We start from the raw sequence: 20,546 nt of genomic DNA on the forward strand, positions 1-20,546 counted from the left end.
ACACACTGTAAACTATGTACTAGGGTGTGATTAACATCTTTTTACTATTTGTATAACAGTATGCGCTTGCCTTCCTTCTTATACCGGATACCACTTGTATATTCGATAGATTGAAGAACTGCTTCCAGGCTTTTGTTATCGTGCTCTCCGGAAATCAAATTGTTGAATTTACCGTCGGCAAATGTAATACGGCAATTATACATTCGCTCCAGTTCCTTAGCCACATCACGTATCGGAGTACTGTTGAAACGTAGTCCGCCTTTTTTCCATATGGCTACGGGACGTTCTTCCCGTCGTTTGCTGTATTCGCCCGAAATGGTATTGATAAGTACCTGCTCTTTGCCCTTCAACCGCATCATTGCTTCCGGCAAATCCACTTGCACTTTTCCGCTTTCCACTTCTACAGAAACGATTTCATCAGAAGTATAGGATTTTATATCAAAGCAGGTTCCCAGTACATGTACATTGAAGCGGTGGGTACTGACAATAAAGGGTTGTTCCTCATTTCTGTATACCTGAAAATATCCTTCACCTTCCAGCTCTATTTTGCGCTCTTTTCCTATGAAGCTATTCGGATATCGGACATGTGAGCAGGAATTTAGTGTCAGTTGGGTGCCGTCGGGTAGAAGGATCTGTTTGCGTTCGCCATAAGAGGTTGAGGCTTCCAAATAAATAATCTGCTGTTCATTCTGATGTTTCAGATAATGAATTCCGCCCAGTACCAGGCAAATGATTGCTGCTGTGCTGACAGTAGCAACTGCGATACGACGGAACCAGGTACGTTTTTTATGTTCTATGCGTTTCAATAATTGACGTGCCTCTCGTTTATAGTGTTCACGTTCAAGATCTGTGAGAGGTTGCTGTGTTGCGGCTTCTTCCCAGACATCAGAAGACAACTCGTTGAGTATCTCATTATTATCCGAGTCGTGCAGGTTATTCAGTAGTTGCCGTGCATCTTCTGTTGTGTAGAGATCATCCAGATAACGGCGATATAGGCTCTTATTATTTTCTGTATTCTTCATATCCTATTATTTAGAATCCGGGTATAACTTAATTTTCCCTTTACATAATTAGTACACAAGTGAAAAGAATATCTAGGGTGTAGTTAACTTCCTTTAACTGTATATGCCGTTAGAAACTATCTCACGTTAAAGATTGAGACAGATAAGAAGTAAAATCAGGTCAGCGCCAGTAACGGAGTGTTTTTCCAAATATGTACGAAGCGAACGCAAAGAAGATGAGATATGTTCTTGTACCGTGTTGACTGAAATTCCCAACGCTTCTGCTATTTCTTTGTGAGACATTTGTTTCTCACGGCTCATTTCGAATATTTCCCGCTGGCGGGAAGTAAGTTGTTCCAGTGCATGAAATATAATCTTTTGCAAATCATTGGCAATGATTTCATTGTTCGTTTCATTACTGTAATCTATAGCTTGTGAAAGGATTTGTTCTTTCAGCCGGTCTTCGCTTGCCAGTTCACGTAACTGGTTCAAAATCCGGTTACGCATGATTGTATATAAATAAGAAGAAAATGAAGCGTCCGGATTAATAAAACGGCGACTTTCCCAAATCACAGTAAAAGCATCCTGAAAGATATCTTCGGCATATTCGCGTGATTTAAGGAAACGCATGGCAAAATATATCAGGCGATTTTTATAAGCCGCATAAAGTTCACAGAATGCATCCTCATCTCCGGCTATCAGACGGATGACAAGCGAACGTTCATTACCGGGAATATTTGTTGAGCACATATAGTATTTTAGGTTTCAATTCACAAAGGGACTGTTAGAATATCACAAACGTACGTAAAATCCGGGAAATAAAAAAGGAAAAAAGTGGCTAATCCTTTTCAGAATTATTTCAGTATCATGATTTTTCTTTGCCGGAGATAATTTACTATCTTTGTAACTTTAACCCGATAATCAATGAATAGAATATTATATAGCGCTAAGGTTTGGCTGTTCGTTTTATTAGTTGGAATGGCGTCCACCGTATGGGCACAAAGTGATGATTTCACTACATGGACCAAGTTTAAAGTGAATCATAAGATAGATTCCAGGTTTTCAGTTTCCGGTGATTTGGAACTGCGTACGAAAGAGGATATGAGCAGGATAGACCGTTGGGGGCTTTCCGTCGGTGGTGTTTATCGTGCATATTCTTTCTTGAATTTGGGTGTCGGTTATGAAACTCATTGTTGGAATCCGGGTGATTCGGATTGGAAACTCAGGCATCGTTATCATATCAGTGTGGTTGCAAGTTTCCGTTATCAATGGTTGAAAGTATCTTTGCGGGAGAGTTTCCAGCAGACTTTTGACCGTGGAGATTCGGAAACCCGTCTGCGTTCCCGTTTAAAATTGGCCTATGCACCTACGAAAGGAATTGTTTCACCTTATTTTTCTGTCGAAATCTATCAAAGTCTGGACGATGCCTCTTTTTGGAGAGCAGATCGTATGCGCTATCGTCCGGGAGTTGAGATTGATCTAGCTAAACGTTGGTCGTTGGATGCATTTTATTGTTATCAGTATGGACCTTCACGGGGAAAACATATTGCCGGTATTGAAGTGGTTTATTCTTTCTGAAAATAGTCAACTGCTTATATAATAAGGTATAGGTTTTAGTTGGATTAATATATAGGAATTTATAAATGATTGATTATTTGTGTGTTAAATAAAGAATTGAACATTTCTTAATGAAAACATATATTGTCTTAATAATAATATGTACTTTCGCGTCCGGCATTTCAAAATGAAATGCTGAAATTAAAGATTCTACAGTAACAACAGACGTGTTGTATAGTGTTTCATAACCGCAAGCTAATACTTCTCTTATGCCATTTTTCTGTTCAATCAGAAATTTCTAGTGGGAAATTAATATAAAAATAAGATGAAAGTATTTTCTAACTTACAAAAAGGGGTAAGTTTTTTTGTTCTTTTCACTGCCTTATTGACTGCTTGTGTGAATCACATCTCAGAGGAAGAAGGGGAAATCATTAATAATGGAGATATTCCATTGAAATTTGTAGCTGATATTCATGAGGTAGTTAATACTCGTGTGGCAAATAATAGTTTTGAGGAAGGGGATGAAGTTGGCTTGTTTGCACTTGCGGGGAATACTACCATGCAAGAGGAACGCTATGCCGATAATCTTCATTTTGTGCGTTCTTCTAATGGTGAATTTGTTGCTGATGAGTCGGTTTATTACCCGGACGATGGAGTAACGTTGAATTTAATCAGTTATTATCCATATCAAGAAGAAGGAGTGGCAATGGGTGAAAGTACCATGCAAGTGTCAGTTGCTACGAGTCAGAATGAACAGGCAGATTATTCGCATTCGGATTTTCTGATAGCATCCAAAGAGGATGTATTAGCCAGTAAAGAGGCTATAGCGCTGACTTATAACCATCAATTCTTTCGTTTGAAAGTCGCTCTTGTTCCCGGTGAAGGGGAAAATGTAGAAGATATGTTGTCTGCCAAACCCACGCTTTCTGTAAATGGTTTTTATACTAAGGCAATATATGACTTTCAGAAAGAGATATTCTCTGCTTATTCCGAAGAGAAAGAGATTACTCCTGCAGGCGAATGGGAGATAAAAGGGAACCGGTTGGTAGGAAAGGAGCTGATTCTGATACCGCAGGAAGCAACTGTGGGATACCAATATATAATGCTGGAAGCCGGGGGGAAATCATATACTAGCTTGTTACCTTCCACTTTACAACTGAAAAGCGGTAAGCAGAGAGAACTGGAAATTACATTTGTAGCAGATGAAGATATATTAATGAGTAAAGTCAGTGGAGAAATCGGCGATTGGGATGGAACTGAGACAGATCAGGCTGAATCGGTAACTCTCCATAAATATGTAGATGTATCGAAACTGACTTTTGAAAAATCGGATGTATATAGAGTATTAAATGGCGGAAAACAAGTTGCCGAAATATGTAAAGAGTACTTGGTAACTCCGGAGTTCTCTTCTCAGGCAATCGTTGCCTATCCGATGAAAGAGGACGGTAGTGTGGATTTATCGCAAGGGATTGTGGCACAACTACCGGGAAAATCAGGCAAGGTTCATGGTGGAAGCGTTTCATGGAATATGGATGATAATTCTTTAACGTATGTTGCCGGGAACTTGGCCGCTCGTAATAATGTTTATGTAATGGCGGATGGAAAAATATCATTATCGGTAGCCGTTGCAGATAATGTCTTATCTGTTTTAGCATTAGAAGATATTGTCCGTGATGTACGTGGCGGTATGATTCATAACTATCCATTGGTGAAGATTGGGACTCAATACTGGATGCGGGATAATTTGGAGACTGCCTTGTATGTGAATGGTGATGAACTTACTAAGTTGGATGCCGTAACAGAAAATGCTGTCGGATATTTGCAATCGGATGCAGAACACTATTTTTATACTGCTAATGTGGCATTATCTGCTAATTTCTTACCTGCACATTGGAACATACCGAATTGGGAAGACTGGGATATTTTGAATGCTTATCTGAAGGAAGATGCTTCTTTGCTGAAATCAGGAACTTGGTTACCACTGAAAACAGGAGAAACAGCACAACCGGCTAATAATCTTTCAGGCTTTAATGCTGCTCCTGTGGGAATGTGGGTTGAACCGAATCAGAATATATTTGAAGGTAAACATTTGGCATATTGGACGTTGGATGATACAAATGCAGTAATAGCCGATGATGTCTTTTACCTGAAAAGTGATGCGAATACGATTGAAAGGTCTGCACCGGGTGTCGAGAAAAAAGCTTTTGCAATTCGTTGTATCCGAAAGTAAATGGGTGGAAATGATTTATCTTTTTCATATTTTGCTTATATTTGAGGAGAAAAACTAAAAAGAGAGAACCATGAAGAAGATAATAAATCCTTGGAAAGGCATGGAAGGGTACAACTGTTTCGGTTGTGCTTCACATAATGAGTCTGGAGCAAAGATGGAGTTTTATGAAGACGGTGATGAAGTCGTAAGTATCTGGAAGCCCCGTCCTGAATATCAGGGCTGGATTGATACATTGCACGGTGGCATTCAGGCGGTTTTGTTGGACGAAATTTGTGCTTGGGCGGTACTTCGTAAGTTACAGACAACAGGGGTTACTTCGAAAATGGAGACTCGTTACCGGAAACCTATCAGTACAAAAGATACCCATATTGTACTGCGTGCGTCCATTAAAGAAGTGAAACGGAATATTGTTATTATCCAAGCCAAGCTATATAATAAGGATGAAGAAGTCTGTACGGAAGCAGTTTGCACCTATTTTACTTTCTCGAAAGAAAAGTCGAAGGATGAGATGCATTTTACTCATTGTGATGTAGAGTCGGAAGAGATTCTACCTTTAATTTGAAATAAAAACTCAAGTTTTTGTGATAAATGTTTGGAAGTATGAAACAAATGCTTTATTTTTGTCGCAGTTAATAGAAGAAATATGAAATATACAGCTATACATCATCATCATCATTTTCCTAACGAATAACTCGGTGGGCGTAGATGATATTGTGTATACTCTATATAACGATAACGAAGGCTTACCGAATGCGGTAAGCCTTTTTTTATTTCCTGATTTGGATAGTAATTAATAATAAATAATTAAATAAGATCATGTTAAGAATCGCAGTACAGGCCAAAGGACGTCTCTTCGAAGAGACAATGGCACTTTTAGAAGAGTCGGATATCAAGTTGAGCACTACTAAACGTACTTTGTTGGTGCAGTCTTCCAATTTTCCTATCGAAGTATTATTCCTTCGTGACGATGATATTCCGCAAACGGTGGCTACCGGTGTAGCTGATTTGGGTGTTGTCGGTGAAAATGAATTTATGGAAAAAGAAGAAGATGCCGATATTATTAAACGTCTGGGTTTCAGTAAATGCCGTCTGTCATTAGCTATGCCGAAAGACATTGAATATCCCGGATTGTCATGGTTCAATGAGAAGAAAATCGCAACTTCTTATCCTGTCATTCTCCGTAACTTCTTGAAGAAAAATGGTGTGAATGCAGAAATCCACGTTATCACCGGTTCTGTGGAAGTGTCTCCGGGCATTGGACTGGCCGATGCTATTTTTGATATTGTAAGCTCCGGTTCTACTTTAGTCAGCAACCGTTTGAAAGAAGTGGAAGTGGTTATGAAATCAGAAGCCCTGCTGATTGGTAACAAGAATATGAGCGATGAGAAAAAAGAGGTGCTGAATGAACTGTTGTTCCGTATGAACGCAGTGAAGACTGCAGAAGATAAGAAATACGTGCTGATGAATGCTCCGAAAGATAAGTTGGAAGAAATTATCGCTGTATTGCCGGGTATGAAGAGTCCTACCGTTATGCCGTTGGCACAAGAAGGCTGGTGTTCCGTTCATACAGTGCTTGACGAAAAACGTTTTTGGGAAATCATCGGAAAGCTGAAAGTTTTGGGAGCAGAGGGTATCTTGGTACTTCCGATTGAAAAAATGATTGTATAACTATGAAACTAATTAAATACCCTTCAAAAGAGCAGTGGACGGAACTATTGAAGCGTCCGGCACTGAATACGGAAAGCCTGTTTGATACGGTTCGTTCTATTATAAATAAGGTAAGGGCAGAAGGTGATAAAGCTGTACTCGAATATGAAGCAGCTTTTGATAAAGTGACCCTGTCTGCACTTGCTGTCACTCCTGAAGAAATGCAGGTAGCCGAATCATTGGTGAGTGACAAATTGAAGACCGCTATCTCTTTGGCTAAACAGAATATCGAAATATTCCACTCTTCCCAACGCTTTGTCGGAAAGAAGGTAGAGACAATGAACGGTGTAACCTGTTGGCAGAAAGCGGTAGGTATCGAGAAAGTAGGACTTTATATTCCGGGCGGAACAGCCCCGCTTTTTTCAACAGTGCTGATGCTCGCTGTTCCTGCAAAAATTGCAGGATGCAAAGAGATCGTGCTTTGTACGCCCCCTGATAAGGAAGGAAACATTCACCCGGCTATCCTTTTCGCTGCTCGATTGGCAGGGGTAAGCAAGATTTTCAAGGCAGGCGGTGTACAGGCTATTGCAGCGATGGCCTATGGAACGGAAAGTGTTCCTAAAGTATATAAGATTTTCGGTCCCGGAAACCAATATGTGACAGCCGCCAAACAATTGGTCAGCTTGCGTGATGTAGCCATTGATATGCCTGCCGGCCCATCAGAAGTAGAGGTGTTGGCTGATGCATCGGCAAATCCTGCTTTTGTGGCTGCGGATTTATTGTCGCAGGCAGAACACGGAGTGGATAGTCAGGCCATGCTGATTACGACTTCCGAGAAACTGCAAACAGAAGTCATGGCAGAAGTAGAACGCCAACTGGCTGAATTGCCTCGTCGGGAGATTGCTGTCAAATCGTTGGAGAACAGTAAACTGATTCTGGTTAAGGATATGGATGAAGCATTGGAGCTTACAAATGCCTATGCTCCCGAACACTTGATTATAGAAACGGAAAACTATATGGAAGTAGCTGAGCGTGTCACCAATGCGGGTTCCGTCTTCCTAGGTTCTTTGACTCCCGAAAGTGCGGGCGACTATGCTTCCGGCACGAATCACACCTTGCCGACCAATGGATATGCAAAAGCATATAGCGGTGTAAGCCTGGATAGTTTCATCCGTAAAATTACATTTCAGGAAATCCTCCCGGAAGGAATAAAGGCTATCGGTCCGGCTATCGAAGAAATGGCGGCTAATGAACATCTGGATGCACATAAGAATGCCGTCACTATCCGCCTTAAAGCAATTAATAAGTAATAACTGAAATTTAAAAAGTATTGCTGATGAAAACATTACAAGAACTAACCCGACCGAATATATGGAAGTTGAAGCCATACTCTTCGGCTCGTGATGAATATAAAGGTTTTACGGCATCTGTCTTTTTGGACGCAAACGAGAATCCGTACAATACGCCTCATAACCGCTATCCGGATCCTATGCAGTGTGAACTGAAAGCACTGCTGTCGAAAATCAAGAAAGTCTCTCCCGAACACATCTTCTTGGGAAATGGTAGTGATGAGGCTATTGACCTGGTTTTTCGTGCATTCTGCGAACCGGGTAAAGACAATGTCGTAGCTATCGACCCTACTTACGGAATGTATCAGGTTTGTGCCGATGTGAACGATGTAGAATACCGGAAAGTACTGTTGGATGATAACTTCCAGTTTTCGGCAGATAAGCTATTGGCAGCTACTGACGACCATACCAAACTGATTTTCCTTTGTTCACCGAATAATCCGACAGGAAACGACTTGCTTCGTTCTGAAATAGAAAAGCTCCTTTGTAAGTTTGAGGGGTTGGTACTGTTGGATGAGGCATATAACGACTTCTCTTCTGCTCCTTCTTTCCTGGAAGAATTGGATAAATATCCGAACCTTGTCGTATTCCAGACATTCTCCAAAGCATGGGGATGTGCCGCTATTCGTTTGGGAATGGCATTTGCGTCAACTGAAATAATCGCTATCCTGAGTAAAATCAAGTATCCTTATAATGTCAATCAATTGACTCAACAACAGGCTGTCTCTATGTTGCACAAACATTATGAGATAGAACGTTGGGTAAAAACGCTGAAGGAAGAACGTGACTATCTGGAAGAAGAATTTAGGAAACTGTCGTGCACAATCAAGCTATTTCCGTCCGATGCGAATTTTTTCCTGGTTAAGGTGACAGATGCCGTGAAAATCTACAATTATCTGGTAGGTGAAGGTATTATTGTCCGTAATCGCCATTCGGTATCACTTTGTTGCAACTGCTTGCGTGTGACAGTAGGTACCCGGATAGAGAATAATACATTGTTGGCGGCTCTTAGAAAATATGAAGGATAAAGGATATGAAGAAGAAAGTATTATTTATAGATAGAGATGGTACATTGGTCATTGAACCACCTGTTGATTATCAGCTCGATTCATTGGAAAAGTTAGAATTCTATCCGAAAGTATTCCGTAATTTGGGCTTTATCCGTGGCAAACTCGATTTCGAATTTGTGATGGTTACCAATCAGGATGGACTGGGTACTTCTTCTTTTCCGGAAGAAACATTTTGGCCTGCCCACAATTTGATGTTGAAGACATTGGCAGGAGAGGGGATTGTTTTTGACGATATTCTGATAGACCGTAGTTTTCCCGGGGATAATGCGCCTACTCGCAAACCGCGTACCGGTATGCTGACAAAATACATCAACAACCCCGACTATGATCTTGCGGGAAGTTTTGTGGTGGGTGACCGTCCCACTGACGTAGAGCTTGCCAAGAATTTGGGATGCCGTGCCATCTATTTGCAGGATTCAACTGAAAGTTTGAAAGAAAAAGGTTTGGAAGATGTTTGTGCGCTTGCAACAACAGATTGGGATCAGATAGCCGAGTTTCTTTTTGCAGGTGAACGGAAAGCGGAAGTCCGTCGTACAACAAAAGAAACGGATATATATGTATCTCTGAACCTTGATGGAAGCGGTACTTGTGATATTTCCACCGGTCTTGGTTTCTTCGACCATATGCTCGAACAGATCGGAAAGCACTCCGGCATGGATTTGACAATTCGTGTAAAAGGAGACTTGGAGGTAGACGAACATCATACCATCGAAGATACTGCTATTGCTTTGGGAGATTGTATTTATCAGGCTTTGGGTAGCAAGAGAGGAATCGAACGGTATGGCTATGCATTGCCTATGGATGATTGTCTCTGCCAGGTTTGTCTGGATTTTGGCGGTCGCCCCTGGTTGGTATGGGATGCTGAATTCAAGCGCGAAAAGATAGGAGAGATGCCTACGGAAATGTTCCTTCATTTCTTCAAGTCGTTAAGTGACGCTGCAAAAATGAATCTGAATATCAAAGCGGAAGGGCAGAATGAGCACCACAAGATAGAGGGAATTTTTAAAGCTCTTGCACGTGCCTTGAAGATGGCGCTCAAAAGAGATATCTATCATTTTGAACTTCCGTCCAGTAAGGGCGTACTCTGATTGATTGCTAATATTATTCGAAGAATCAGAGAAGTTGATGTAGAACGAATAAAAAAAGAAGTGATGCAGTGATTCAATTGACTGTATGATTTAGTCAAATCATAAGGAAGATTTAGAAACTTCTATTGTATGAATTAGTGCATTCTCCTTATCTTTTAACTAATTCAACTGCTGGTATTATTCTGTTGCACTTGTGTAACGGTGCAAATGGACTTGAGTAACTATCCGGACAGACTTGTGTAACTGAACAGTTGCACAAGTCTGTCCGGATAGTTATTTATAATAGATGCTAATATGCTGGAATATATCGGATTACAAGGAAAACGCAGTTTTTCTTTTCAAAAAGTAAAAATCAACCGTACGTTTTTTGTAAACTTCTCTTAAAATGGCCTCGTTTTTATACCTAAATCGTTGATATATAGCGCTGCAACATTTTTGTTTTTCCCTGTATAATACTTAAAATAAATACAAAAATGTGGCAGACAAAAATGCCTGCCAGAATAAACTTTCTATCCAAAAGAACTATAAGTTCTCTATTTCTTTAAGCCACATCGCTGAACTGGCATCACTCGGCATTCTCCAATCTCCTCTCGGACTGATAGAAATGCTACCGACTTTCGGCCCATCGGGCAGACATGAACGTTTGAACTGTTGATTGAAGAAACGGCGGAAGAAGATAAGCAACCATTTCTTAATGGTCTCTTCGTCATAACTTCCTCTAAATGCGATATTTGCCAGATAATAAATCTTTGACGGACGGAAACCGAAACGCAGGAAATAATAAAGGAAGAAGTCATGTAGTTCGTAAGGGCCTACCAAATCTTCCGTCTTTTGTTTGATGTCCCCGTTTTCATCTGCTGGAATCAGCTCCGGGCTGATGGGGGTATCCACTATATCAAGTAAGGTAGCTTTTGAATCCTCGTCCACACCATTTTCTGCCACCCACTGTACCAGATATTTCACAAGTGTTTTGGGGACGCTTGCATTGACGCCATACATTGACATATGGTCACCATTGTAAGTTGCCCATCCCAAAGCAAGTTCCGATAAGTCACCTGTGCCCACTACCATCCCCCAGGTTTGGTTAGCTACATCCATTAATATTTGTGTACGTTCGCGTGCCTGTGAATTTTCATAAGTAACGTCATGTACATTTATATCGTGGTCTATATCTTTGAAATGCTGGATGCAGGCGTCTTTGATGCTGATTTCACGGATAGATATTCCCAATGATTTCATTAGGTTGATAGCATTATGGTAAGTTCGGTCGGTAGTTCCGAAGCCGGGCATTGTAATTCCGAGAATTCCCTTTCTGGATAATCCCAGTTTATCGAAAGTCTTCACGCAAACAAGTAATGCCAGTGTTGAGTCCAATCCCCCGGATATACCGACTACGGCGGTTTTAGCTCCGGTATGAACAAGGCGTTGTGCCAGTCCTGCTACTTGAATAGAGAAAACGTCTTCACAGTGTTCGTTTAGTTCTTTCCCTTGTGGGACAAAAGGATGCGGATTGAAACTTCGGGTCAGTGTCAGTTCTTTGCTATTCACAAATTCCGTAGCAATAGAGACAGCCTTTCTATCTTCCAAATTTGCTTGATTGGCTGCGAAAGTCGTATTGATTCTACGTTCAGCGCGTATGCGTTCTACATCAATCTCACTGATGATAAGTTGTTCTTCCATGCTGAAACGTTCACTGCATGCAAGAAGACTGCCATTTTCGTAAATCAGTCCATTTCCTGCGAAGACTACATCAGTAGTAGACTCTCCGAAACCGCAAGATGAAAATACATATCCTGCAATGCAGCGTGCAGATTGCTGGCTGATAAGAGAACGCAAGTAATTATGCTTTCCGATACCTTCATTGTCTGCCGACATATTAAATAGGATTTCCGCTCCTTGCAGTGCAAGTGAAGAGCTGGGAGGAATCGTAGACCAAAGGTCTTCACAAACTTCAATTCCAAAAGTGGTATCCGAAGTTTCAAATAGTAGATTTGCTCCTATGGGGACGATTTGTCCGCACAAACGCACATTATCTGTTGTGAGTTGTAGGGCAGAGGTGAACCAACGCTGCTCATAAAACTCTTTATAATTAGGAAGATAAGTTTTGGCTGTGACACCTAATACTTTTCCTTTCTGAATAACTACAGCCCCGTTAATAACCGTCGAATTGACAACCACCGGCATACCGACAATAGAGATAATGTCCAATTGACGCGTATTATTCAGAATCTGCATCAATCCCATTTCAGCTTCTTCCAATAAAAGCTGCTGACCGAATAAGTCACCACAAGTATATCCGGTAATACTCATTTCCGGAAAAACTATGATTTGCACTCCCTTGCCTTCGGCTACTGCAATCAGACTTTCTATTCTTTCTGCATTGAATTTACAGTCAGCCACTTTCACGTGTGGCACGGCTGCTGCTACTTTTACGAATCCGTAGTTCATCTTATACCTTATTTATATATAGTGGGTGCAAAAATAGGAAAATAGTTTTGAATATTTATCTTTTATATAGTGAATCCTCTCAATAAGGTGTTTTGTATGAATTGTGATACTGTTGTTTAGACAATTAAATGAAATATCAAAATGAAAGTTAAACGCGTCTTCTGTTGTGATATGACTTATATTCTGTTATTTATCTATTCCGGATATACTTGAATAACTGACAAAAAGATATCATTGGAAGTTTGGTGTAAAATATGCGACATTTTGTTTCTTTTATTTAACTATAATATTTATATTTGTAGCCGAATAAAACATATTCAGAAATATAAGACACTTAAACAGAACAAGTAATATTGTTTTTAATTTATAATTTAAGAGAGCAGATGAACATACATTCGATTCACGTAGCAGTAACACGAAAAGTCTATTTAGATATTTGGCGCAATATTAAAAATCAGCCAAGTTAGTTTTCTCTTATTCTATTTTTTTAGAAGATATATCTTGCCCAAAGGTCGATGCAAAGTTATGCTTTGGAAATTGAGCTGTGGGGAAGGAGCGTATTATTATTTCATACGTGAAGATAATACGTGTATTTTCTTTGTAGACAAACCGATAAATATAAATCAATTTCATTAATTTTAATTTAAGTAACAAAGATGAGAAAATCAATTCTCTTGTTTGTACTCTTTACTCTGACAAATATTCCCCTGTTGCTTTTTGCACAGGGTGGATATCAGGTAAAAGGGCGCATTATTTCGGCGGAAGATAATCAGCCGATGATTGGTGTGTCAGTTTTGGAGAAGGGTACTACAAATGGAGTAATTACCGATATGGATGGTAATTACAGTATCACAGTGACGAAATCTCCCGCCACTTTGCAGTTTTCTTACATCGGAATGAAGACGGTGAGTAAACAGGTGACTGTTGCTACTCGCATTAATTTGACGATGGAAAGTGACGCGCAACAAATGGACGAAGTGGTAGTCGTTGCGTATGGTGTACGTAAGAAAGGAACAGTGGCAGGTTCAATGTCGGTGGTAAAAGCTGAACAAATGGAAAATGTCCCGACTCCGAGTTTTGACCAAGCCTTGCAAGGTACGACTCCGGGATTGCAGGTTATTTCCAGTAGTGGTGAGCCTAGTGCTACGGCTAATTTCCAGATTCGCGGAACCAACTCAATTAATGCCGGCACTACACCGCTATTTATATTAGACGGTATCGCCATTACCGATGAGGTCTTCTCCTCTATCAATCCGAATGACATAGAGAGTATTTCGGTTCTGAAAGATGCTTCATCCACTTCTATTTATGGAGCGCGTGCTGCCAATGGGGTAGTGGTAATCACAACGAAAAGAGGACGTTCCGGTGATAATGGTCAGATCACCGTACGTGCACAATATGGTGTTTCCAAACTAGCGTATGGAAAGTGGGATATGATGAATACGACAGAGCGTCTGAATTTTGAGGAGGAAATAGGTAAGCTCATTCCAGGAACGTATGATCGTGATTTGCTTGAACGTACCAATATAGATTGGCGTGATGTGATATATAATGATGCCGCTCCTTTGGTTAGTGTTGATTTGCAGACAAGCGGAGCTACGCAGAATGGATTCAACTATTATGTCTCAGGTAATGTCCATTCTCAGGATGGTATTGCGGTAGGTTCTGATTACAAACGTTATACTCTGCGTGCCAATTTGGAAGCAAAAGTCAATAAATGGTTTAAGATCGGTACGAATGCTTCCTTTGCTTATGAAGAAATCAAAGAGGCTACCTCGGGTGATTACAATACTGTAACTCCGATTTCTGCTATTCATTTTATGCTTCCCTATTGGAATCCTTATGCTCCTGACGGAAGTATTGCTAAATTACAAGAAGGTACTTGGCTCGGTACAAATGTAAATCCATTGGAATACATGGAATATAATCCTTCTGATAAAAATAACTGGAAAGTCGTAGCTTCCGCTTTTGCCGAATTGCGTCCTATTTCCGGATTGACGATCAAAACCTTGGGAGGTATCGATTATCTGAATAGGCGTACTAATATATTTTCTCTGCCTTCTTATGCAACCAATGCGGGTGAAGGATATGTCGGTAGAGGAGCCAGTCGGTATGTTAATATGACTTGGTCTAACACGGCTACTTATGTGTTTGATGTAAAGGATGACCATCATTTTAATGTAATGCTTGGTCAGGAGTGGGTGGATAATCAGAATGACAGTTTCTCTGTTATCGGTCGCGGACAGAGTAATGATAAGATGACAACTCTGGCTACCAGTACTCGTGGTGATAAGCCTACGGATGATATGCTCGAGGCTCGTTATTTGTCTTTCTTTGCCCGTGCCGATTACAACTATCAGAATAAATATTATGCCGATTTGTCAGTCCGGAGCGATGCTTCTTCCCGTTTTGGTTCAGATTCCCGTTGGGGATCTTTCTGGTCAGTCGGTTTGATGTGGAATGCAAAAGCGGAGAAATTTCTGGAGCATATAGATTGGTTGACAAATGCACAGTTAGCTGCAAGTGTCGGTACTTCTGGTAATTCCTCAATTCCGGCATATTATCATTGGGCATTGGTAGGTGGAGGGCCTATCTATGGTCTTGACGGAGAAGCTATGTCCGGTATGGCTCCTAATTCCAAGGGAAATGAAGAGTTGACTTGGGAAAAGACAATGACAACCAATGTGTCGTTGAAACTTGGATTCTTTGATCGGTTCAATTTTGCTGCCGAGTTTTACAATAAGAAAACTACTGATATGTTGATGGAAGTTCCTATTTCGGCAGTAGGGGGATATAGTATGCGTTGGAGTAATATAGGTGCTATGGTCAATCGTGGTGTTGAATTATCATTGGATGCGGATGTACTCCGTATTAGAAATTTCCGTTGGAATATATTCGGAAATGTTTCCTACAATAAAAATAAAATTACCGAGTTGTATGATGGCCGCGATGAGTATGACATGGGAGAGACTAACTTGTTTTTGAAGGTGGGTCATGATAGCCGGGAATTCTATTTGAATCGGTTTGCAGGAGTCAATCCGGCAAATGGAGATGCTCTTTGGTATGATAAGAACGGAAAACTTACGAATGAAATTAAGGAAGAGGATAAAGTGTTGACTGGTAAAAGCGCGGATGCCCCATGGCAAGGTGGATTCGGTACTACGCTCTCATGGAAGGGGATTAGCCTTTCTGCACGATTTAGTTGGGTGTCAGGGCGTTATATGATGAACAATGACCGCTTCTTTAGCGAAAGTAACAGCTCGGCTTATGCAAGTTACAACCATTCGAGCAAGATGCTGTATGATCGTTGGAGAAAACCGGGTGATATTGCTTCTATTCCCCGATACGATATTCCGATTCAGTTTGACGATCGTTTGCTGGAAGACGCTTCTTTTTTGCGTTTAAAGAACTTGACTGCTTCTTATGATTTACCGAAAAGTTTATTAAGACCGACAAAAGTTCTTCAACGCGTAAAAGTATATGTACAAGGACAGAATCTGTTTACATGGACTAAATTCCAAGGAATGGATCCTGAGTCAACATCGAACATGTATCAGGCAGTATATCCGATGTCCCGCCAGTTTACCGTCGGTCTGGAAGTTGGATTCTAACGATTACTTATTTTATATTATATCCAAGAATATGAGAAAATTAAAAATATTATTATTGTTGTTGCCGATATTGGCATTTATGGTTTCTTCGTGCGAGATGGATCTTGTTCCGGACGGCTCAGTACCGGAAAAAGAAGCGCTTCGTACCATCAAAGACTGTGATGCTTGGGTGTTGGGTATTTACAGTTCTTTTAAAAATGATGCACTTTATAGTGGTAATATGGTGCTGTTTCAGGATATTCAGGCTGATATGGCTTATGCGGCTTTAAAAACCAATTCGGGTATTTATACGCAGTTTTATCAATGGAATATCAAGTCGACTACTTCTGAAATCGCCAATGTGTATAACGGACTTTATACGATTGTTTCTCGTTGTAACTTCTTTTTTGATTACAAAGACCAAGTAGAACCTACTTTGAAGACTGCTGCAGATAAAGAAAATTTCAAGAAGCGCGTAGGGGAAGTCTATTTTGCCCGTGCGTTAGCCTTTTCCGAACTGATTCGTATTTTCTGCGAACCAATGACTACCGCTAATGCAAATACTGAGAATATGGGGATTTGTCTGGCTATGACTTATAGAGACGATGTACCTATGGTAAAACGTTCTACTTTACTTGAATCCTATAATCAGGTGCTTAGTGACTTGAAACAGGCCGAAGATAATATCCCTGCTGCACGTACTGTCGCGGATAATCCTTATTTCAGTTTAGGAACGGTATATGCTTTGCAAGCGCGTGTCTATCTGTATATGGGAATGGGTGATCTAAGTATTAAAAAGGATAATGAATACCTGAAAAAGTCGGTAGAAGCTGCCGGGAAAGTTCTAAAGACGGGTGTTTATACACTTTCCGATGCTATAAATAATGCTTCTCAGGCTGGTTCTACGCAATATACTGACTATCAGAAGATGTGGAAGTATGACCGAAGCAACGAAATTATTTGGAAGATATCTATGACACCGGTAAGCTATGGCGGCTCATTAGGACGATATTTGTTAGGCTATAATACTGTGACTTATAGTCCTCAATATCATTTCTCAGAAGCTATTCTGAGTTTGTACGATGATAATGACAGACGTGCTTCTGTGTTTTGTAATCAGCTTGAGGATGCTTATGGAGATAAGGTATATATCATCACTAAATATCCGGGTAATCCTGATTTGGATGGTGGAGCTACCCCTAAGTTCATTAACATGCCTAAACCGTTCCGCTTGTCTGAGGTTTATTTGAATCGTGCCGAGGCATACTATTGGTTGGGTGATGAGGAAAATGCACAAAAAGATCTTTCGTCGGTTAAGCGTAAACGTATTAGTGGTTTTGGTTCTGTTTCTGCCTCAGGTGATGATTTGTTGAAAGAAATAAAGAATGAACGTGCCCGCGAATTGTATATGGAGGGTTTCCGTCTGTCTGATTTGAAACGTTGGCATGATCCGATAAAACGTGAAAAGCAATTGTATAGCATCGACGGTTCTATCAACAATCAGTTGAATGTGAAATATACAGATGCTAAATACCGTTTTACTACTTGGCCTATTCCAAAGCATGAAATTGAGGCTACCAATGGTTTGGTAGTAGGTAATGCAAGTAATTATTAAACAATAATAAATAACAGATTAGATGAATATGAAGAAATTTTTGAATCTTCTGTTGATGGTTCCGTTTGCAACTGCCTTTATGGTTGGGTGTCAATCAGAAGACATTACTTATTCTGGTCCTGAGTATGTGATGTTTTCTGATACTACCTATACGATGCCAATATTAGAGACGGACAAAATATTTGAAGTGCCGGTTGCTACCACTACTTTGGCTGATTATGACCGGAACTATGCTGTTGAGATTATTAATGATAAATCAACAGCTATTCGTGGTTATCATTTTGATTTTGTGGATAACACTAATAATGTTACAATTAAGGCTGGTGAACGTACTGCTTTTGTTAAATTGGCAGGTCATTATGATAATGTCAATCGTGACGATAGCTTGGTAGTGAGATTACGTTTGGTTGAGCCCGAAGCTCAAACATGGGATTTATATGGAAATGAAACATGGGTAGACTTTATCAAATGTCACCCGTTTAAGATGAATGATTTTCTGCAAATTAAAAAAGAAACGGATGAAGCTAACTTTACGATGTTGGCATCTTTTCCTTTTGACAGTAATATGGGATCATATTCGGTAAAAGGTTATAAGAAAGATGAAAAGACATTGATGCTTACTGATATGTTCGGACGTTCCGGCTCCGGTGAAATTCGTGTAATTTTTGATGATTCAGATCCTTTGGATTTAGTAGTTACAGTGCCTGAACAAGCAGGTTTTCGTGAAAGTAATTATGGAACGGTTTGGGTGCGTTCTGTTGCTCAGTATCCTTCGTACTTCAATACCTTTGACAACTTCTTTGTACTTATATTAGAAGCATACGTTCCTCAAATAGGAAGTTTTGGAGTTTATCAATATATATTTAAGTCACTTGATAAAGACGAAGCTGAAAATAACGAGAATGGTGCTGCAACTCGTAGTATAGCAGAAAGTAGCGACTGTTCTACTTTCAAATTCAATAAGTTTTAATCTAAAAAGATAAGAATATGAAAACAACATTGACTTATTTCAAATATTTATTTGTATGTGTCCTGATGTGTGCTTTTGCTGCTTGTGGTGATGACGACGATGAAAGTAAGGGCTCTAATACAACTATCGAGGTCATTTCTCCAGCAGATTTGGCTATAACATGTACAGGGTCTGACAATGACGCTGTAACAGTTTCTTTTGTAGCAGAGAATGATTGGACTGCTATCGTAAGTCATAACTGGATTGATTTGAGTAAAAGAACAGGTTCTGCCGGTGAACAGAAGATAATAGTAACAGTAGAGAATAATGATGATTTCAAGACTCGTATTGGTACTATTACTATCAAGGATAAGGCAAGCGGAAAGTCCGTCGATATAATTGTAACTCAAGGTGAAAAGGGCTCTGTTCTTACTTTCTCAACAGAAAATCAGAATGGTACTGATTTGGTTATTGACAATGAAAAACAAGAGATTACAGCAGAAGTAAGTGTAAAGAGTAATTATGATTATTCAATTAGTATATCACCGGATTGGTTGACATATGAGAAAAAAGGGCGCAATGATGATGGCTCAATCAAATATGTTTTTCATGCAGATCCTGAAAAATTGTATGCGGCAGGTGGATATAACGAACAGACTGCTATTGTAAGTTTTGCCTATCAGGCAGAAACTCGTACTCCAGCTACGAAGGATTATGCTGTGAAATTTGCTGGTATTACTCCAACTGTGACCTTTTATGAGGGAGAAGAGTCTATTGCTGCAACGACATTGATCGATGAGGATGGAACTTATAAATCAGTTGTTAAGGTGATGTCAAATGTTGCATGGAAACTAAAGAATTCTTCAGACTATTCAGAGGCAACAATTATAAATACAAACACTTCTAAGAACTTCTTCGAAACTCAGGTAACTATGGATGTTGAGATAAAAGAAGGTGCTTTAGACACAGATGATTTGACTGGCGGGATAATTGATATTTTGGATGCTAATACAGATAAATCAATAAAGGGCTTACCTGTTATTGTAAAAGGTGTTGGTACAGATTATATCTATATAGATGAGACAAACTTTATAGAAGCTGGGAAAGATCAAACGACTGGTGTGTATATGTTTGCTACGGAAGGTGGGAAGATGAACTTTAAAGTGAAAGCTGCTGATCTTGAAGATGTTTCTCTTATTTTGCTGAGAGTGGTGTTAGCTGATAATGGAGTTCCCTCGGTTATTAGACGTGTTAGAATTGATACTGACGGCTATGATCCGGACGATTATATGATGATAAATTCTCCTTGGGGACAATGTAAGCCTGTTATAAAAAGCCGCTCAGCTATTCAATCCGGTGAATTTACAATTGAGATGAATGCTCGTGATATTGAATCTGAAACAGGTATGAATGGTGAAATATTAGCTTATGAGAATCGATTCTTTGCATTGTTTGCTGTTTCTACTAAAAAATATGCAGATCCTGAATATGGTGACATTATGGGATCGGATCTTTTTGATTTTAATGAAGAGACAGACACATGGGAATTACGTCCTGAATTAGCTAATAGTTATATAGTATTAGGACAGAATAAGGCTGAGATTGACGTAACCAAACTTGAATCAGATTTGAAGGAACAATCGTTACAGATACCACTTGATAAGAATGAATTTTATTATAGTGGGTTGGATCTTGCAACAGAACAAGGTGTTGGTACAACATGGTGTTGGGAAACAGGAGAACCTAAATATGCTGTAGGAAGTGTTTGCCCTGATGATATCAATTATGGATTAGGTGATTTCTTTTCTGCTGTTAAAATTGCTCCGGAAAATGATTATGATCCAACTATGGGAACTATTACATTAACGGAATATTCTAAGAGTGATAAACCTAATAGGACTAAAACTACTTATTATTTAGTTGCGGGTAATATTGGAAGCAAGATCATTTTGCGTTTTACCGTAGAAGATAAAAAATAATTCAATAATTTTTTGATAAAGAA

General features: G+C 39.8%; 14 protein-coding genes. 11 read left to right on the forward strand and 3 right to left on the reverse strand.

Annotated elements, in window-relative coordinates:
- Positions 1-44 precede the first annotated feature (44 nt).
- On the reverse strand, positions 45-1,022 hold the full coding sequence (locus ACGHVY_RS04255; protein WP_390597360.1) for a FecR family protein: 978 nt from the start codon (positions 1,020-1,022) through the stop codon (positions 45-47).
- 126 nt (positions 1,023-1,148) lie between these two features.
- Positions 1,149-1,751, reverse strand: coding sequence for an RNA polymerase sigma-70 factor (locus ACGHVY_RS04260; protein WP_308744917.1), 603 nt, complete (start codon positions 1,749-1,751; stop codon positions 1,149-1,151).
- 174 nt (positions 1,752-1,925) lie between these two features.
- On the opposite strand from ACGHVY_RS04260, the gene ACGHVY_RS04265 reads away from it, so the two are divergent.
- The 7 genes from ACGHVY_RS04265 to hisB all read left to right on the forward strand — a co-directional run bounded on the left by ACGHVY_RS04265 (position 1,926) and on the right by hisB (position 9,942).
- Positions 1,926-2,579, forward strand: a complete 654-nt coding sequence (locus ACGHVY_RS04265) for a DUF2490 domain-containing protein (RefSeq protein ID WP_390597362.1) — start codon at positions 1,926-1,928, stop codon at positions 2,577-2,579.
- A gap of 304 nt (positions 2,580-2,883) precedes the next feature.
- Positions 2,884-4,788: a fimbrillin family protein gene (locus tag ACGHVY_RS04270; RefSeq protein ID WP_390597364.1), complete on the forward strand. Its 1,905-nt coding sequence runs from the start codon at positions 2,884-2,886 to the stop codon at positions 4,786-4,788.
- 70 nt (positions 4,789-4,858) lie between these two features.
- Complete coding sequence (locus ACGHVY_RS04275; protein ID WP_390597366.1) at positions 4,859-5,350, forward strand: PaaI family thioesterase; 492 nt, start codon at positions 4,859-4,861, stop codon at positions 5,348-5,350.
- Between the two features lie 254 nt (positions 5,351-5,604).
- Complete coding sequence (hisG, locus tag ACGHVY_RS04280; RefSeq protein ID WP_308746699.1) at positions 5,605-6,456, forward strand: ATP phosphoribosyltransferase; 852 nt, start codon at positions 5,605-5,607, stop codon at positions 6,454-6,456.
- A gap of 2 nt (positions 6,457-6,458) precedes the next feature.
- Complete coding sequence (hisD, locus tag ACGHVY_RS04285) at positions 6,459-7,745, forward strand: histidinol dehydrogenase (RefSeq protein WP_390597369.1); 1,287 nt, start codon at positions 6,459-6,461, stop codon at positions 7,743-7,745.
- A gap of 26 nt (positions 7,746-7,771) precedes the next feature.
- Positions 7,772-8,812 (forward strand): histidinol-phosphate transaminase, encoded by a 1,041-nt coding sequence (gene hisC, locus ACGHVY_RS04290; protein ID WP_308746701.1) that lies wholly within the window; start codon positions 7,772-7,774, stop codon positions 8,810-8,812.
- Positions 8,813-8,817: 5 nt separating this feature from the next.
- A complete protein-coding gene (hisB, locus tag ACGHVY_RS04295; protein WP_390597371.1) occupies positions 8,818-9,942 on the forward strand; it encodes a bifunctional histidinol-phosphatase/imidazoleglycerol-phosphate dehydratase HisB in 1,125 nt (374 codons plus the stop codon).
- Positions 9,943-10,464: 522 nt separating this feature from the next.
- Here hisB and ACGHVY_RS04300 read toward each other — a convergent pair.
- A complete protein-coding gene (locus tag ACGHVY_RS04300; RefSeq protein ID WP_308746703.1) occupies positions 10,465-12,390 on the reverse strand; it encodes an NAD(+) synthase in 1,926 nt (641 codons plus the stop codon).
- A 656-nt stretch (positions 12,391-13,046) separates the two neighbouring features.
- Between ACGHVY_RS04300 and ACGHVY_RS04305 the strand changes: the two genes are divergently transcribed.
- From ACGHVY_RS04305 to ACGHVY_RS04320, 4 genes are read left to right on the forward strand one after another with little or no spacing between them, the layout of a single operon-like run.
- On the forward strand, positions 13,047-16,001 hold the full coding sequence (locus tag ACGHVY_RS04305; RefSeq protein ID WP_390597373.1) for a SusC/RagA family TonB-linked outer membrane protein: 2,955 nt from the start codon (positions 13,047-13,049) through the stop codon (positions 15,999-16,001).
- Positions 16,002-16,032: 31 nt separating this feature from the next.
- Entirely contained in the window at positions 16,033-17,595 is a 1,563-nt protein-coding gene (locus ACGHVY_RS04310) for a RagB/SusD family nutrient uptake outer membrane protein (RefSeq protein WP_390597374.1), read from the forward strand.
- Positions 17,596-17,617: 22 nt separating this feature from the next.
- The gene (locus ACGHVY_RS04315) at positions 17,618-18,565 is read left to right on the forward strand and encodes a DUF4843 domain-containing protein (protein ID WP_390597375.1); all 948 of its coding nucleotides are present in this window, start codon (positions 17,618-17,620) and stop codon (positions 18,563-18,565) included.
- Positions 18,566-18,582: 17 nt separating this feature from the next.
- Positions 18,583-20,523, forward strand: a complete 1,941-nt coding sequence (locus tag ACGHVY_RS04320; protein ID WP_390597377.1) for a BACON domain-containing protein — start codon at positions 18,583-18,585, stop codon at positions 20,521-20,523.
- Positions 20,524-20,546 lie beyond the last annotated feature (23 nt).

Origin of the sequence: Bacteroides sp. f07 (assembly GCF_042854785.1) — a bacterium.
Lineage (GTDB): Bacteria > Bacteroidota > Bacteroidia > Bacteroidales > Bacteroidaceae > Bacteroides.

Coding starts and splice junctions, on each gene's coding strand:
- ACGHVY_RS04255 (WP_390597360.1), bottom strand. CDS start 1,022: ATGAAGAATACAGAAAATAATAAGAGCCTATATCGCCGTTATCTGGAT.
- ACGHVY_RS04260 (WP_308744917.1), bottom strand. CDS start 1,751: ATGTGCTCAACAAATATTCCCGGTAATGAACGTTCGCTTGTCATCCGT.
- ACGHVY_RS04265 (WP_390597362.1), top strand. CDS start 1,926: ATGAATAGAATATTATATAGCGCTAAGGTTTGGCTGTTCGTTTTATTA.
- ACGHVY_RS04270 (WP_390597364.1), top strand. CDS start 2,884: ATGAAAGTATTTTCTAACTTACAAAAAGGGGTAAGTTTTTTTGTTCTT.
- ACGHVY_RS04275 (WP_390597366.1), top strand. CDS start 4,859: ATGAAGAAGATAATAAATCCTTGGAAAGGCATGGAAGGGTACAACTGT.
- hisG (WP_308746699.1), top strand. CDS start 5,605: ATGTTAAGAATCGCAGTACAGGCCAAAGGACGTCTCTTCGAAGAGACA.
- hisD (WP_390597369.1), top strand. CDS start 6,459: ATGAAACTAATTAAATACCCTTCAAAAGAGCAGTGGACGGAACTATTG.
- hisC (WP_308746701.1), top strand. CDS start 7,772: ATGAAAACATTACAAGAACTAACCCGACCGAATATATGGAAGTTGAAG.
- hisB (WP_390597371.1), top strand. CDS start 8,818: ATGAAGAAGAAAGTATTATTTATAGATAGAGATGGTACATTGGTCATT.
- ACGHVY_RS04300 (WP_308746703.1), bottom strand. CDS start 12,390: ATGAACTACGGATTCGTAAAAGTAGCAGCAGCCGTGCCACACGTGAAA.
- ACGHVY_RS04305 (WP_390597373.1), top strand. CDS start 13,047: ATGAGAAAATCAATTCTCTTGTTTGTACTCTTTACTCTGACAAATATT.
- ACGHVY_RS04310 (WP_390597374.1), top strand. CDS start 16,033: ATGAGAAAATTAAAAATATTATTATTGTTGTTGCCGATATTGGCATTT.
- ACGHVY_RS04315 (WP_390597375.1), top strand. CDS start 17,618: ATGAATATGAAGAAATTTTTGAATCTTCTGTTGATGGTTCCGTTTGCA.
- ACGHVY_RS04320 (WP_390597377.1), top strand. CDS start 18,583: ATGAAAACAACATTGACTTATTTCAAATATTTATTTGTATGTGTCCTG.